17 protein-coding genes are annotated in these 14854 nt (G+C 51.9%); 6 read left to right on the forward strand and 11 right to left on the reverse strand.

Going from position 1 to position 14854, the window contains the following annotated elements; translation table 11 throughout:
• Nucleotides 1-40 precede the first annotated feature (40 nt).
• The 3 genes from bamE to nadK form a co-directional block, all read right to left on the reverse strand.
• Nucleotides 41-385 carry an outer membrane protein assembly factor BamE gene (bamE, locus tag D9742_RS04135; RefSeq protein WP_064529892.1) on the reverse strand — a complete coding sequence of 115 codons (345 nt, stop codon included), beginning with the start codon at nt 383-385 and terminating at the stop codon, nt 41-43.
• 148 nt (nt 386-533) lie between these two features.
• Nucleotides 534-2195, reverse strand: coding sequence for a DNA repair protein RecN (gene recN / locus D9742_RS04140; RefSeq protein WP_130236073.1), 1662 nt, complete (start codon nt 2193-2195; stop codon nt 534-536).
• A gap of 85 nt (nt 2196-2280) precedes the next feature.
• Complete coding sequence (gene nadK / locus D9742_RS04145; protein WP_001059169.1) at nt 2281-3159, reverse strand: NAD(+) kinase; 879 nt, start codon at nt 3157-3159, stop codon at nt 2281-2283.
• Between the two features lie 121 nt (nt 3160-3280).
• Here nadK and grpE point away from each other — a divergent pair, with 121 nt between their 5' ends.
• Nucleotides 3281-3874: a nucleotide exchange factor GrpE gene (grpE, locus tag D9742_RS04155; protein WP_130236074.1), complete on the forward strand. Its 594-nt coding sequence runs from the start codon at nt 3281-3283 to the stop codon at nt 3872-3874.
• Between the two features lie 54 nt (nt 3875-3928).
• On the opposite strand, the gene D9742_RS04160 is transcribed toward grpE, so the two are convergent.
• Entirely contained in the window at nt 3929-5215 is a 1287-nt protein-coding gene (locus D9742_RS04160; RefSeq protein ID WP_010723175.1) for an HlyC/CorC family transporter, read from the reverse strand.
• Nucleotides 5216-5235: 20 nt separating this feature from the next.
• On the reverse strand, nt 5236-6027 hold the full coding sequence (locus D9742_RS04165; RefSeq protein ID WP_113410710.1) for an inner membrane protein YpjD: 792 nt from the start codon (nt 6025-6027) through the stop codon (nt 5236-5238).
• A gap of 166 nt (nt 6028-6193) precedes the next feature.
• On the opposite strand from D9742_RS04165, the gene ffh reads away from it, so the two are divergent.
• From ffh to rplS, 5 genes are all read left to right on the forward strand, one after another.
• Complete coding sequence (gene ffh, locus D9742_RS04170) at nt 6194-7555, forward strand: signal recognition particle protein (RefSeq protein ID WP_000460033.1); 1362 nt, start codon at nt 6194-6196, stop codon at nt 7553-7555.
• A 248-nt stretch (nt 7556-7803) separates the two neighbouring features.
• On the forward strand, nt 7804-8052 hold the full coding sequence (gene rpsP / locus D9742_RS04175) for a 30S ribosomal protein S16 (protein WP_000256450.1): 249 nt from the start codon (nt 7804-7806) through the stop codon (nt 8050-8052).
• A gap of 18 nt (nt 8053-8070) precedes the next feature.
• Complete coding sequence (rimM, locus tag D9742_RS04180; RefSeq protein WP_130236122.1) at nt 8071-8619, forward strand: ribosome maturation factor RimM; 549 nt, start codon at nt 8071-8073, stop codon at nt 8617-8619.
• A 30-nt stretch (nt 8620-8649) separates the two neighbouring features.
• Nucleotides 8650-9417: a tRNA (guanosine(37)-N1)-methyltransferase TrmD gene (gene trmD / locus D9742_RS04185; RefSeq protein WP_000264785.1), complete on the forward strand. Its 768-nt coding sequence runs from the start codon at nt 8650-8652 to the stop codon at nt 9415-9417.
• A gap of 41 nt (nt 9418-9458) precedes the next feature.
• The gene (gene rplS, locus D9742_RS04190; RefSeq protein WP_000065253.1) at nt 9459-9806 is read left to right on the forward strand and encodes a 50S ribosomal protein L19; all 348 of its coding nucleotides are present in this window, start codon (nt 9459-9461) and stop codon (nt 9804-9806) included.
• A gap of 144 nt (nt 9807-9950) precedes the next feature.
• Here the strand turns inward: rplS and D9742_RS04195 are convergent, their stop codons facing one another.
• The 6 genes from D9742_RS04195 to D9742_RS04220 form a co-directional block, all read right to left on the reverse strand.
• A complete protein-coding gene (locus tag D9742_RS04195; protein WP_019842421.1) occupies nt 9951-10169 on the reverse strand; it encodes a DNA-binding transcriptional regulator in 219 nt (72 codons plus the stop codon).
• 75 nt (nt 10170-10244) lie between these two features.
• Complete coding sequence (locus D9742_RS04200) at nt 10245-11414, reverse strand: phage late control D family protein (RefSeq protein ID WP_130236075.1); 1170 nt, start codon at nt 11412-11414, stop codon at nt 10245-10247.
• Nucleotides 11411-11896, reverse strand: coding sequence for a phage tail protein (locus tag D9742_RS04205; protein ID WP_130236076.1), 486 nt, complete (start codon nt 11894-11896; stop codon nt 11411-11413). Before D9742_RS04205 ends, D9742_RS04200 begins: the two co-directional genes overlap by 4 nt.
• A 13-nt stretch (nt 11897-11909) precedes the next feature.
• A complete protein-coding gene (locus D9742_RS04210; protein ID WP_130236077.1) occupies nt 11910-14354 on the reverse strand; it encodes a phage tail tape measure protein in 2445 nt (814 codons plus the stop codon).
• Nucleotides 14347-14502 (reverse strand): GpE family phage tail protein, encoded by a 156-nt coding sequence (locus tag D9742_RS04215; protein ID WP_309487114.1) that lies wholly within the window; start codon nt 14500-14502, stop codon nt 14347-14349. The genes D9742_RS04210 and D9742_RS04215 overlap by 8 nt, the downstream gene beginning before the upstream one ends.
• Nucleotides 14499-14834 (reverse strand): phage tail assembly protein, encoded by a 336-nt coding sequence (locus D9742_RS04220; RefSeq protein WP_130236078.1) that lies wholly within the window; start codon nt 14832-14834, stop codon nt 14499-14501. Before D9742_RS04220 ends, D9742_RS04215 begins: the two co-directional genes overlap by 4 nt.
• Between the last annotated feature and the right edge of the window lie 20 nt (nt 14835-14854).

A 14854-nucleotide genomic window follows, 5' to 3' on the forward strand; every position in this document is an offset into this window, starting at 1 on the left:
GCTCACTGAGCACCTTTTTAATCGCGATAAATGGCAAATTTTATTCGTTGCCAGTCAGCGCAGGTTTGTTATCAATATTGGTCAACACACCGCTGCTGTTAAAGGTCAGCGTCAGCGTTTGCTGCGTTACACCTTCATGGCCTGGTTGCTGGCGGAACACATAGAACCAGGTATTTGTACCAAATGGATCAGACATCAGCGGTGTACCCAATGCGTACGCAACTTGTTGTTGCGTCATGCCAACACGTATTTTGGAAACGTCGTTAGCGGTCAGATAGTTCCCCTGGTTGATGTCAGGACGGTAAACCACTCGCTCCAGAGTGGAACAGCCTGCAGTCAACATCAATAGTACTGCTGCGGCAGCAGTCAGCGTTTTACAGCGCATAGTGATTTGATTCCTTTTCGGGCCCGAGCAGTACGTGGCTCATATGTAATATGCCGATGATAATAGACCTTTCATCACTTTAAAACCTTTTGCTTTCCGGTCCTACGGCGTTTTGCTGTCTACTCTGACCGTGAAGCGGTAAAAAAGTTTATGCCGCTAGCAGTTCTTTCGCGTTTGCCAGCGTATTGCGTGTAACTTCGCTACCACCCAATAAGCGCGCCAGTTCCTGTAACCGCGCTTTTTTGTCCAGCGACTCCATATGAGTTTCGGTCATCGCACCATCGGTTTCTTTGCTGACAAAATAGTGTTGATGACCGCATCCTGCGACTTGTGGCAAATGGGTAACACACATCACTTGGGTTGATTCGCCAAGCTGACGTAGCAGTTTGCCGACGACTGCCGCTGTCGGGCCGCTAATTCCTACATCCACTTCATCGAAAATAAGCGCCGGGGTTTCCATTTTACGCGCGGTGATAACCTGGATTGCCAGTGCGATACGCGACAATTCACCACCGGATGCGACTTTGGCGATGGGCTGCATTGGTTGGCCTGGGTTGGTGGTTACCCGAAACTCAATACGATCGGCACCGTCAACACCCAGGTGGTGTTCGTCAAATTTAACATCAATCGTAAATTGCCCATGCGGCATGGAAAGCGCGTGCATACTGTCGGTGATCAGGTGCGCCAACTCATTTGCATAATGCTGGCGTTGCTGGTGTAACGCGCGTGCCGTTTCCAGCGCTTGTTGGTGATGTTTAGTGACTGCCAACGCGAGAGTTTCTTGCGAGTCTGCCTGATCGTCCAGTTGCTGCTGCTCATCCAGTAGCGACTGGTAATACTGTGGCAATGCCTCAGGGCTGACGTGATGTTTACGTGCCAGCGAAATCTGTTTTGAGATGCGCTGTTCAAGTTCAAACAAACGGTTAGGGTCGAGATCCAGACGATCGCAGTAGTGGCGCAGTTCGTCGCTGGCTTCAGCAATCTGGATGGTAGCTTCTTCCAGCATATCAAGTACGCCGGACAGTTTGCTGTCCATGCCAATCAATTCGCTCACCAGCTGTTTAGCCGTGTAAAGCTGACTTTGCAGGTTTGCGTCTTCACCGTCGGCCATTAATGCCAATGCATTCTGGCTGGTAGTCAGCAATTGACCGCTGTTCGCCAGACGTTTGTACTCTTCGTCGATTTGCTCAAACTCTCCGGGCTGCGGATTAAATTCGTTAAGTTCTTTTAATTGGTATTGCAGCAGTTCCGCACGGGCGGCGCGTTCCTGACTTAACTGTTGATGATGCGCGAGATCGCGGCAGCTTTGATGCCACAACTGATAACGTGCGGTCATTTCCTGGAGCAGAGAGGTTTCATTGGCATAGCCATCAAGCAGGAATTTTTGGTGCTCGGGTTTGGTGAGTAACTGATGAGCGTGCTGACCATGGATCTGAATGAGCAACTGACCCAGCTCGCGCAGTTGTGACAGCGGAACAGCCGTACCGTTGATGAAACCACGGGAGCGACCATCGCTACTGATTACACGACGAAGCAGACATTCACGGCCATCTTCCAGTTGGTTTTCTTCCAGCCAGCGCAGGGCCGCTGGCGTATCTTTCAGAGAAAAACGGGCGCACAGGTCAGCGCGAGCAGCGCCGGTACGCACCATGTCGGCTTCAGCGCGACCACCGAGACAAAGACCGAGGGCATCTATTGCAATAGATTTACCCGCGCCGGTCTCGCCAGTTATTACGGTCATGCCGCTATGAAAATCAATCTCAAGCTCACGAACGATAGCAAAGTTGCTGATGGTCAGTTGTGCCAACATAGTCGTTTTCCTGTATGAAAAACCATTACTGTTATTGTGTACAGTATAAACTGGTTTTATATACAGTAAAGAGGCTGGCGTAAAATTAGAATAATTTTTTTGACCAGCCGAGCTTTGTGCTTAATGTGTTGAAATAGCTATAGTCTTTCGGGTGAATCAGATTCAGATGGTAATCACAGCGACGAATCAAGACATCTTCACCTTCCTGAATTGGCAGGGCTATCTGGCTGTCGCAACTGATTTCCAGGTCATTACGACGATGCGAAAAACGCAGACGGATAGTGCTGCTGCTGTTTATCACCAGCGGTCGCGCTGACAACGTATGAGGGAACATAGGCACGAGGGTAATTGCATCCAGAGAAGGCGTCAGGATTGGACCGCCTGCCGAGAGAGAATAGGCAGTGGAGCCTGTAGGTGTCGAAATAATCAGGCCATCGGAACGCTGAGAAAACGCAAAGATCTCGTCGATATACACTTCGAACTCAATCATATGCGCCACTTTGCCAGGGTGAAGTACCACTTCGTTAATCGCCGTGCTGATGCGTTTCTGGCAATCTTGCTGACAGACTTGCGCTTCCAGCAAAAAACGTTTTTCGCTGATGTAGTGGCCTTCCAGCACATCGGCTAACTGTTGCTGGGCGTTATCGGGATCAAGGTCGGTCAGGAAACCCAGGTTGCCACGGTTAATGCCGATAACTTTAATATCGTAGCGGGCGAGCGTGCGCGCTGCGCCGAGCATATTACCGTCGCCACCAACAACTACCGCGAGATCAGCCAGTTGCCCAATCTCGGCGAGTGTGCCGGTTTTCACATTCTTCAGTTGCAGTTCGTGAGCGATTTGCTGCTCGACGATAACCTCGTAACCTTTTGTGCACAGCCAGCGGTAGAGCATTTCATGTGTTGTCAGTGCAGTGGGGTGCCGTGGGTGTCCCACAATGCCAATACACTTGAAATGATTATTCATTTTCCGAGGTCCTTGTTGCGAAGATTGATGACAATGTGAGTGCTTCCCTTGAAACCCTGAAACTGATCCCCATAATAAGCGAAGTTAGCGAGATGAATGCGAAAAAAACGCGGAGAAATTCATGAGTAGTAAAGAACAGAAAACGCCTGAGGGGCAAGCCCCGGAAGAAATTATCATGGATCAGCACGAAGAGATTGAGGCAGTTGAGCCAGAAGCTTCTGCTGAGCAGGTGGATCCGCGCGATGAAAAAATTGCGAATCTCGAAGCTCAGTTGGCTGAAGCTCAGACCCGTGAACGTGACGGCATTTTGCGCGTAAAAGCGGAAATGGAAAACCTGCGTCGCCGTACTGAACTGGATATCGAAAAAGCGCATAAATTCGCGCTGGAGAAATTCATCAACGAATTGCTGCCGGTAATCGATAGTCTGGATCGCGCGCTGGAAGTGGCTGATAAAGCTAACCCGGATATGTCCGCGATGGTTGAAGGCATTGAGTTGACGCTGAAGTCGATGCTGGATGTGGTGCGTAAATTTGGCGTTGAAGTTATCTCTGAAACCAACGTGCCGCTGGACCCGAATGTGCATCAGGCCATCGCAATGGTGGAATCTGACGACGTAGCGCCGGGTAACGTACTGGGCATTATGCAGAAGGGTTATACGCTGAACGGTCGTACGATTCGCGCAGCGATGGTTACTGTAGCGAAAGCAAAAGCTTAATTTCTGTTTTCGTAATACCTTACGGCCCGGCATGTGAATGTCGGGCCGTTTTTATTACTCCGCCACGCTCTCGCGCAGTGGTTTCACAGGAAAAACTTTTACCTGCTTAATCATATTGTCCTGTACGTCGAGAATATCGATATCGTACTCGCCAATACGCACGCGGGTGCCTGCAACCGGGATCTCCTCCAGAGCTTCCAGAATGACGCCGTTAACAGTACGAGCATCATCTTCCGGTAGATGCCAGTTAAAGGCTTTGTTGATTTCCCGCACGTTGGCAGTGCCATCAATAATCACCGAACCGTCGTTTTGTGGCGTAACTTCTTCGGCAAGTGTTGGCGACATCGACGTGGTGAAATCGCCGACAATCTCTTCCAGAATATCTTCAACCGTCACCAGCCCCTGAATGTCTCCATACTCGTTGACGACCAGGCCGACTTTCTTTTTGTTGCGCTGAAACTTCACCAACTGCGTGCTGAGTGGCGTACCTTCCGGGACAAAATAGATTTCGTCTGCGGCGCGTAGCATGGTTTCTTTGGTGAACTCTTTTTTCTCCGACATGAGTCGCCAGGCTTCACGCACACGCAGCATACTGATGGCGTCGTCCAGCGAATCACGATAGAGCACGATGCGCCCGTGAGGTGAGTGGGAGAGTTGGCGCAGAATCGATTTCCAGTCATCGTTGATATCAATACCGATAATTTCACTACGCGGTACCATGATGTCATCGACGGTCATTTTTTCCAGATCGAGCACCGACAGCAGCATATCCTGATTGCGACGGGAAATTTGTGACCGCGATTCGTGCACAATGGTGCGCAACTCCTCTTTGCTCAAAGAGCCGCTGACCACGATATCAGTTTTGATGCCCATCATGCGCATTAACATGCGGGTGATAGCGTTCAGCAACCAGACCAGCGGCATCATCAAAATTTGCAGTGGTGCTAACAGAAAACTACTCGGATAAGCGACTTTTTCCGGGTACAGCGCGGCAATGGTTTTCGGCAATACCTCAGCAAAAACCAGTACGACAAAAGTCAGCACACCAGTCGCAATTGCCACGCCCGCATCGCCGTACAAACGCATCCCAACAATCGTGCCGAGCGCGGAGGCAAGAATATTGACCAGGTTATTACCGATTAACACCAGGCTTATCAGGCGGTCTGGCTTACGCAGCAATTTTTCGACGCGTTTGGCCGAGCGATTACCCTGTTTTGCCATATGTCGCAGACGATAGCGGTTGAGGGTCATCATTCCGGTTTCGGACCCGGAAAAATAGGCTGAAATGACCACCATGATGATCAGAATGATGATCAACGTGGTAGTAGATATGTGTTCCAGGGGAAACTCCTTTTCTGGTTTTAGCTGATTAACTGCTGGACAATTCGGCTGCCGAAATAGGCCATCGTCAGAATGACCGCGCCAGCGACGTTAAACCAGACGACGCGGCGTCCACGCCATCCTTCATGATAATGCCCCCACAGCAGCACAATATAGACAAACCATGCCACGATAGAGAGCACAGCCTTGTCGATATTTTCCATGCTAAATAAGTTGTGCATGTAGAATAGGCCAGTACAAAGAGTGAGCGTTAACAGCACCACGCCAATCTGCGTGATGTGGAACATTTTACGCTCGATACTCATCAACGGCGGCATTTCCTGGTTAAACGCCAGCTTCTTGTTCTTCAGCTGGTAATCAATCCACGCCAGTTGTAGCGCATACAGGGCGGCGATAATCAGCGTGGCATAGGAAAAGAGCGATAAGCCAATGTGCACCAGCATCCCAGGCGTAGCTTCAAGATGGGTGATGTATTCATTGGGCATGAAGGTCGCCAGCGCAAGGTTGATTAGTGCAAAGGCATAGACAATGGGTAGCAGCAACCAGCCGCGGTTGCGAGAAGCCACGATGGTCATCACTGTACAGATCATCAAACTGACCAGCGAACCAACGTTCAGCAGGCTGAGGTTTTGTCCGCTATCACCGTCGGGCAGGATGCGGGCTTCCAGAGCGATTGCGTGGCAGACCAGCGCGATGACCGCAGAAATAATAGCCATTCGCCGCCAGCCGCCGTTTTTTTGCAGTAGACCGGGAACAATCAGCGCGAGGCTGACGGAGTAGGCGACGAGCGCGAGCAGAGCAAAAACGGGCATAGTGATGTCGACAGTTTGAGCAATGAGAAAGAGAAGCAGTATAACGTCAGGTGAACGCTGCTCCAACCGTTGCATAACAACAAAGACGCCTTCATGTTATACTGCGGCAAAATACAGATGATGTGTCGCAATTGCGGCCAACCGTTTCCACCCCAGGCGAGAGACAATGTTTGATAATTTAACCGATCGTTTGTCGCGCACGCTGCGCAATATCAGTGGCCGTGGACGCCTCACTGAAGACAACGTAAAAGATACGCTGCGCGAAGTGCGCATGGCGCTGCTGGAGGCGGACGTCGCTCTGCCGGTAGTGCGTGAGTTTATCAATCGCGTAAAAGAGAAAGCGGTTGGTCATGAAGTTAATAAGAGCCTGACGCCGGGGCAGGAGTTCGTCAAAATCGTCCGTAACGAACTGGTTGCGGCGATGGGCGAAGAGAACCAGACCCTGAACCTGGCTGCGCAACCGCCTGCGGTCGTGCTGATGGCAGGCCTGCAAGGTGCCGGTAAAACAACCAGCGTTGGTAAACTCGGTAAGTTCCTGCGTGAGAAGCACAAGAAAAAAGTGCTGGTGGTTTCTGCAGACGTTTATCGTCCGGCGGCAATCAAGCAGCTTGAGACGCTGGCAGAGCAGGTGGGCGTCGATTTCTTCCCTTCAGATGTTGGTCAGAAGCCGGTAGATATCGTTAACGCGGCACTGAAAGAAGCCAAACTGAAATTCTACGACGTGCTGCTGGTGGATACCGCCGGTCGTTTGCACGTTGACGAAGCGATGATGGACGAAATCAAACAAGTCCATGCGTCGATTAACCCGGTTGAAACCCTGTTTGTGGTTGACGCCATGACCGGTCAGGATGCGGCCAATACGGCAAAAGCATTCAATGAAGCGTTACCGCTGACCGGTGTGGTACTGACTAAAGTCGACGGCGATGCTCGTGGCGGTGCGGCGCTCTCTATTCGTCACATCACTGGCAAACCGATTAAATTCCTCGGCGTCGGCGAGAAAACTGAGGCGCTGGAGCCGTTCCACCCGGACCGTATCGCTTCCCGTATTCTTGGCATGGGCGACGTACTGTCGTTGATCGAAGATATCGAAAGCAAAGTTGACCGCGCGCAGGCTGAGAAATTAGCCAGCAAGCTGAAAAAAGGTGACGGCTTCGATCTCAACGATTTCCTTGAACAATTGCGCCAGATGAAAAACATGGGCGGCATGGCCAGCCTGATGGGCAAACTGCCGGGTATGGGGCAGATCCCGGATAACGTCAAGTCGCAAATGGACGATAAAGTGCTGGTGCGTATGGAAGCCATCATCAACTCGATGACGTTGAAAGAGCGCGCTAAGCCAGAAATCATCAAAGGTTCGCGTAAACGCCGTATCGCCGCCGGTTGCGGTATGCAGGTGCAGGACGTTAACCGCCTTCTGAAGCAGTTCGACGACATGCAGCGCATGATGAAGAAAATGAAGAAGGGCGGAATGGCGAAGATGATGAGAAGTATGAAGGGAATGATGCCGCCGGGATTTCCTGGTCGCTAATCGGCCTGGCTTGTTTGCCATTTTGGCACCGGGGGGTGCTCGTCATCCTCACGTACTGCGTGTACGCTCCGGTGACTGCGCGCACTCCGGCACCAAACTGGCTGCACCGCCGACGGCCTTTTGCAGCAGAGTTAGCAACTGTTGATTGCAATTTCCGCAAAAATGAGTAAAATTTTCGGGCTTTTAATATGACACCGGACTCCGTTCCTCGATGGGGTCCGGTTGTTTTATTCACACAAGAGGATGTTATGGTAACTATTCGTTTAGCACGTCACGGCGCTAAAAAGCGTCCGTTCTACCAGGTTGTTGTCGCTGACAGCCGTAATGCACGCAACGGTCGCTTCATCGAGCGCGTTGGTTTCTTCAACCCAATCGCTAGCGAAAAAGAAGAAGGCACTCGCCTGGATCTGGATCGCATCGCTCACTGGGTTGGCCAGGGCGCAACTATTTCTGATCGCGTTGCTGCGCTGATCAAAGAAGTAAACAAAGCAGCTTAATCTGTCACGGTGGTCATGATGAGCAAACAACTCACCGCGCAAGCACCTGTTGATCCCATCGTTTTGGGAAAAATGGGTTCGTCTTACGGTATTCGTGGGTGGCTCAGAGTGTTTTCTTCCACCGAAGACGCCGAAAGCATTTTTGACTATCAGCCCTGGTTTATCCAGAAGGCGGGTCAGTGGCAGCAAGTCCAGCTGGAAAGCTGGAAGCACCACAATCAGGACATGATCATCAAGCTGAAAGGCGTTGACGATCGTGATGCGGCGAACCTGCTGACGAATTGTGAAATTGTCGTGGATTCATCGCAGCTGCCTCAGCTTGAAGAGGGTGACTACTACTGGAAAGACCTGATGGGCTGCCAGGTAGTAACCACTGAAGGCTACGATCTCGGTAAAGTCATTGACATGATGGAAACCGGATCCAATGACGTTCTCGTCATTAAGGCAAACCTGAAAGATGCGTTTGGTATCAAGGAACGTCTCGTACCGTTCCTCGATGGGCAGGTTATCAAGAAAGTCGATCTCACTACTCGTTCAATCGTAGTAGATTGGGATCCTGGTTTTTAAACCACCGGATAAACGGTAAAAGACGGCGCTATGTGGATTGGCATAATTAGCCTGTTTCCTGAAATGTTCCGCGCAATTACCGATTACGGGGTAACTGGCCGGGCAGTTAAAAATGGCCTGCTGAGCATCCAGAGCTGGAGTCCTCGCGACTTCACGCACGACCGGCACCGTACCGTGGACGATCGTCCTTACGGCGGCGGACCGGGGATGTTAATGATGGTGCAACCTTTACGGGACGCCATTCATGCAGCAAAAAGCGCGGCGGGTGAAGGCGCAAAGGTGATCTATCTGTCACCGCAGGGGCGCAAGCTTGATCAAGCGGGCGTCAGCGAACTGGCAACGAATCAAAAATTGATTCTGGTGTGCGGTCGCTACGAAGGTATAGATGAGCGCGTAATCCAAACCGAAATTGACGAAGAATGGTCAATCGGCGATTACGTTCTCAGTGGTGGTGAGTTACCAGCAATGACGCTGATTGACTCCGTTTCCCGGTTTATTCCGGGAGTTCTGGGGCATGAAGCCTCGGCAACGGAAGATTCCTTTGCTGAAGGATTGCTGGATTGCCCGCACTATACGCGGCCTGAGGTGTTAGAAGGGATGGAAGTTCCGTCAGTGTTACTGTCGGGCAACCATGCCGAGATACGTCGCTGGCGTTTGAAACAGTCGCTGGGCCGTACCTGGCTTAGAAGACCTGAACTTCTGGAAAACCTGGCTCTGACTGAAGAGCAAGCAAGGTTGCTGGCGGAGTTCAAAACGGAACACGCACAACAGCAACATAAACATGATGGGATGGCGTAAGCCCCCGAGATATCAGTTTACCCAGGATAAGAGATTAAATTATGAGCAACATTATTAAGCAACTTGAACAAGAGCAGATGAAGCAGGACGTACCTTCCTTCCGTCCGGGTGATACCGTGGAAGTGAAAGTATGGGTTGTTGAAGGTTCCAAAAAACGTCTGCAGGCATTCGAGGGCGTGGTTATCGCTATTCGTAACCGCGGTCTGCACTCTGCATTCACTGTTCGTAAAATTTCCAACGGCGAAGGCGTTGAGCGTGTCTTCCAGACTCACTCTCCGGTAGTTGACAGCATTTCTGTCAAACGTCGTGGTGCTGTTCGTAAAGCTAAACTGTACTACCTGCGTGAGCGTACTGGTAAGGCTGCTCGTATCAAAGAGCGTCTTAACTGATAACGCATTCACGCTACATCCAAAGCGTGTTATGAAACAAGGGGTTAGCGAATTGCTAACCCCTTTTTGATTGGTGGTGGCGGCAAATTGGCGGCAGAGATTGACGTGATGGCTACAGATATAAAAAAACCTGCCGAAGCAGGTTCAAAGCCAAAGTTGTTGTTGCTGGTTTCTGACGGGGTGGGGTGGGGCAGGATCAATAGCACCCGGTTTCACGATAAACCTTGATAGCGTCTCAAAAGTGATAAATGTGCAGCCGCAATTGATGTTCTGGCACTGGTGATAACGTTCTTTCGTTTCGGTGCTAAGGTATCGGCTAGTGCGAGCATGCGCGGCGTTTTGGCATAACGGGCAGTGCATCATAATTTTTCCCCCTGCTGGCGCGTTTGAGGGAATAATAAACTCTAGTGTTGCATTTGCAAGTTATGATTTGCTTTTTCAGTCTCTATCTTCCTCTGAACTGTACTCCACTTCCGAAAGCTGAACCTCAAGCTCTAGCCCCGTCGTGAAGCCATTATTATTCAGATTGTGAGTTACCTTACTGATTAACCAAGATTGCTCGTCTATGACGCGCTTAAAGCCTGATACGCGCACTGGCGTCTCGGGAAATAAATCAGCGCGACCGAGCGCCAGCGTAATTGAAAACTCGGCAACACCTCGTTGCAGCTTATCCCACTTAGCCTGAGCGGCGCGCATCGCCTGTGCCTTTGATGCGTAGACCGTCGTAAGCGCCAGCACGTTATCGGCTTCACCGGTCATGTACTCACCCTCGCGTGCTTCCTGTTCTTTTTGGGCCTTTGTCTTTTTGCTGACCGGCTTTGCTTTCGGGTGTTCCAGTGCGCGCAGGTGTTTCTCTTTTGGCTGGCGTTTCAGCGTAACTTTCTGCTTTTGCGGCTTCGGGTCTTTAGTGTGCAACCATTTAGCGGTTACGCCGGTATAAGCCCCACGGTCAGCGATAGCAAACTGATGACGGTCACCGTCGCTACGGGTCAACGTCATTTGCGGAATTGGCTTACCGCTGACCGTCGTCGCGCTCCCCGCTTTCATAAACAGCAGTTTCCCCGCTTTCACTGATACCGCAGCTCCGTTTCGGTCAGCCAGTCGGGTCAGAAATACCGAGTCGGACTCCTGCGACTGGTCGATATGCGATACTGGGATTTTTTTTAGTGCATCCGCTACGCTGGCCGTCAGTTTGTTGCGTTTCGCAATGGTGCTGACCAGTTCGTCGAGGGTGGAGTCATGCCATGATTCTTCACGCCTGGAATTGAGCGAACCGCGAAAGTCTGCACTGCGTGCCCGGATGGTCAGGGTATCAGGCGCGCCCCGGTGCTCAATCTCATCGACCGTGAAATCACCCTTATTCAGAAGTGCCGAACCCTGCCAGCCAAGCCACAACGTCAGCACTGCCCCGCGCAGGGGTAATTCGACTTTGCCGTCAGAGTCGTCGAGCTCAATGTCGAGCTGGTCAGCTTCAAAGCCCCGGTTGTCGGTCATGGTAAGAGAAATCAGCCGGTCACTAAAATTGCTGGTAATGTCCTGGCTGTTCAGCGTAAGCATAAATGCCGGTGCAAGGCTGGCACTGGCGTCAATGGTCATGCCCGTAATCATGCTGTAAGTCCTCCGAGCGAACCCTGCAGCTTATCGGCCACATTTCCGGCAGAGCCGAGAAGCTCACTGGCCTGTTTATTCAGGTCGCCAAACATCGCCGTCAGTGATTCGTCGACCCGTTTAAGCGAAAGAGTGAAATCAATCTTTCTGGCTGCACCGTCGCTGAAAAACTCAGTGTGCGTGGTCGATACTCTGTCGACGATATACATCCCGAGAATGTTGCCGGTTCCCTCTATCAGCGGCCATGCTCTGCCCTCGTTAGCCATCACCTCTACAGCTTTTAGTGAGATCCAACCGCCAGTGATAGCGGGGTATAGCGTACCAGCAAGCTGTATCGAGGTTTCCCCCTCGCCAAGAAACTGATAGGCAGGTGGTTTACCCACCCGGTCATTGGACACCCAGCGATAATCTTTCGAATGCTGCATCGACTGGTAAGGCAGGGTGCGAAGTTCAAACACAAACATTCCGAGAGCAAGCATCATCGTTTAATCCCCCTCAATAGTCGTGGGTCATGTTGGCACGCTGGCGGGCGCGTTTATCGCGCTCAATCTGTTCGAGCGTGTCGCGTAGTTGTCTGTCAAGCTGATGCCCCGGCGCAACACCTCCCGGCAGATTGATGTTGTATTCGCTTTTGCTCTGGTCAATGTAAGAGCGCCCCGCCGGTGCGGTAACTGGCTGATAAGCCTGATAGCCGCCATATGTGCTGGTTGCCGGGATGTAGGAATTACCCTGTGTGGCGGCATTGGTTTTGGCGGCGGTCTGGTCGAGGCTGTCCGACTCTTTGTTGATGATGCCGAGCTTTTCGAGAAGCCAGTCGACACCGCTGCGCAGCTTGTTAAAAACATTGAGCGGAGCCATCAAGGCAGAGGCCAGTGCCTGACCAAATATGACGCCGACATTTTTGCAGCTATCAAGCGTTTCCTGCGTGGCCTTAACCGGTGCTATCAGGTCTTTAAACCACTGCCAGACGCCGCGCAGTTTCTCGCCGAGACCATCAAAAATGGGAGCCAGTGGAGCGAACATTTCCCCGACTGGGGCAAAGGCACTCATGATGCCCTCAATCACTCCCGAGAAAAATGCGCTGATGGGCTCCCAATATTTACGGATGAGTAGCGCCCCCGCCACAATCGCCGCACCGACGGCTACTATCGGCCAGGTAATCGCACCGAGCGCTGTCGCAATGGCACTACCGACGACAGTAAAGACCGTACCCAGCACGCCAGCAGCGGCGATAATGGCATTAATCCCCATGACAACCGGCCACGCAACGAGACCAATGCCGCCGATGATACCAATCAGCGCCAGCGCACCACCGGCGATGATGCCGATAGTTTCCGCTAACTCCTTGTTGTCTTTGATCCAGTCATCAAGCTTTAGCACATACTGCGTTGCTGTCTGAGTTAGCTGACGCAATGAGCTATCTTGCTGGTCATAGAGGTCAGTGCCGACCGCCTCATACGCTGACTGGAACTCCTTGAAGTCGCCGCCGAGGTTATCCTGCATAACCTTGACCAGCTCCTCTGTTTTACCGTCTGAATCCTTTATCGTGGCAGTTAGCTTATCGAGTTTTCCGCTTGCCGCTGCCGCCATAAGGACACTTGCAGACTTCATAGCCTCCTCGCCGAATATCGTTTTCACGTACTCGGCCTTTTGTGAGGTACCAAGATTGTTGCGCTTAAAACTGGCCTGCATTTCTTTCAGGATGGTAAATAACGGGCGCGTATTGCCTTTGCTGTCCGAGGTTTTAACTCCCAGCTCTTTGAGAGCATCGTATGCTTTGCCTGTGGGTGCCTGTAGTCTCGTTATAACAGCAGCGCCGCCAGTCCCAGCCATTGACCCCCTGATGTTATTATCATGAAGTGTGCCGGTAATCGCCGCCGCCTGTTCAAGACTCACCCCAGCATTTTTCGCAACAGGGGCAAGGTAACTTAATGAGTCACTTAGTCCCTGAAAATCAGCGGTGGTTTTGTTCATCGTGGTTGAAAGAACATCACCGATATGCGCAGCCGCGTCATTAGAAAGCTGAAAGGCAGCTTTTGTCCCCATCAACAGTTGCGCGTTTTCCTCCATTGTTTTTCTGTTTGCAAGCGACAGGTTGAGAGTCACAGGTGTCATGGCCGCTATAGCTGCCGCATCACCACCACCTTTTGCAATGATAATCTGCGCACTGGCTGCATCATCAGCAGAGGCGGCAGTATTGTCGCCGAGCTGGCGCGCCTGTTTGCGTAGCGCCTGCATTTCTGGCGACTGCTTATCGACCCCGAGCACGGCCTGCAGTTCGGAATTTTTCTGCGCAAAGTCATAACCGGGCATCAGTAATTTAACCCCGGCCATCGTTCCCGCTGTCGCGATACCGACCCCGGCGGCACCTGCAGCGGCCATGTTACCGGCAAGCTCCTTGCCTGATTTATATCGCTCTTTCACCCGGACTAATTTCGCCTGCTGTGCACTGACGCGCGCCAGTGCCTCGCGCTGGCGGTTAAGCTGCGCCGTCGTTTCACTTATGCGACTTTTTAATCCTCGCTCGTCATTGGCAAGGTTGCGGGTATTAATTCCCGCCGCACCCAGCTCGCGTTGCTGACGTTTTATCGACTCGGTAAGGCTGTTGTATTTAACCTGCAGACCATCAGCCGCACGCTTTGCCGATTCAAGCACCTGCGCCTGCGCACGAGTTGGTCGCTCGGTGTTTTTAAATTGGGTAGCAAGCTCCTCGGCTTCACGCTTCGCTTTTTCAAGCGACTGTCCCGTTACGGCCAGTTGTGCACTGGCCTTACGAAAGCCGTCAATTTTTGCTGCCTGCCCGTTAAGGTCACGCAGCCCTTTTTGTGTGTCGCGAATATCCGCCGTCAGGGCTTTACTCTCAGCCTGAATGGATTTAAGCGGTCGGGTCGCCTGGTCGACCGCTTTCAGCAAAACCTCAAGCCTCAGGTTATTACTCATTGTGGTTTCCGCTACGCTGCAGCGCCTTTTCGCGCCATGTGATGAGCTCGGTCAGGCTCAGGGAATAGAGCTCTGATGGCGACCAGTGGAATATCACCGCAATATCCGCCATCAGGTCATCGGTCGACAGGTCGGGCGGGAAATCTATTCCGCCGAAGTCGGTGACAAAAAACCAATCACCTTAGCGGCCAGCGACAGCATATCGGGCAGGTTCATCGCGGTAAGCTCCTGCGCCGTGAGGGCGGGATAGGTCATGCGGGGCAGCACTTTAATCAGCGCATCGACTTCGGACTGCGCCACCGCTGCCAGACTGACACCGCGCAGGGTACCGGCGTTCGGCTCAATCAGTGTGACTTTATCAATCGTCTGACCGGCACGCTTAATCGGCTTGTCGAGAGTCACGACGTTCGGGTTTACGGTGTCTATTTCATTGCCAGCCGTATCTACAAATTCAGCGGTTTTACGTGGTACTTTTGCCATGATGTTTTTCTCTGCTCTGA

The organism is Escherichia sp. E1V33 (assembly GCF_004211955.1).
Lineage (GTDB): Bacteria > Pseudomonadota > Gammaproteobacteria > Enterobacterales > Enterobacteriaceae > Escherichia.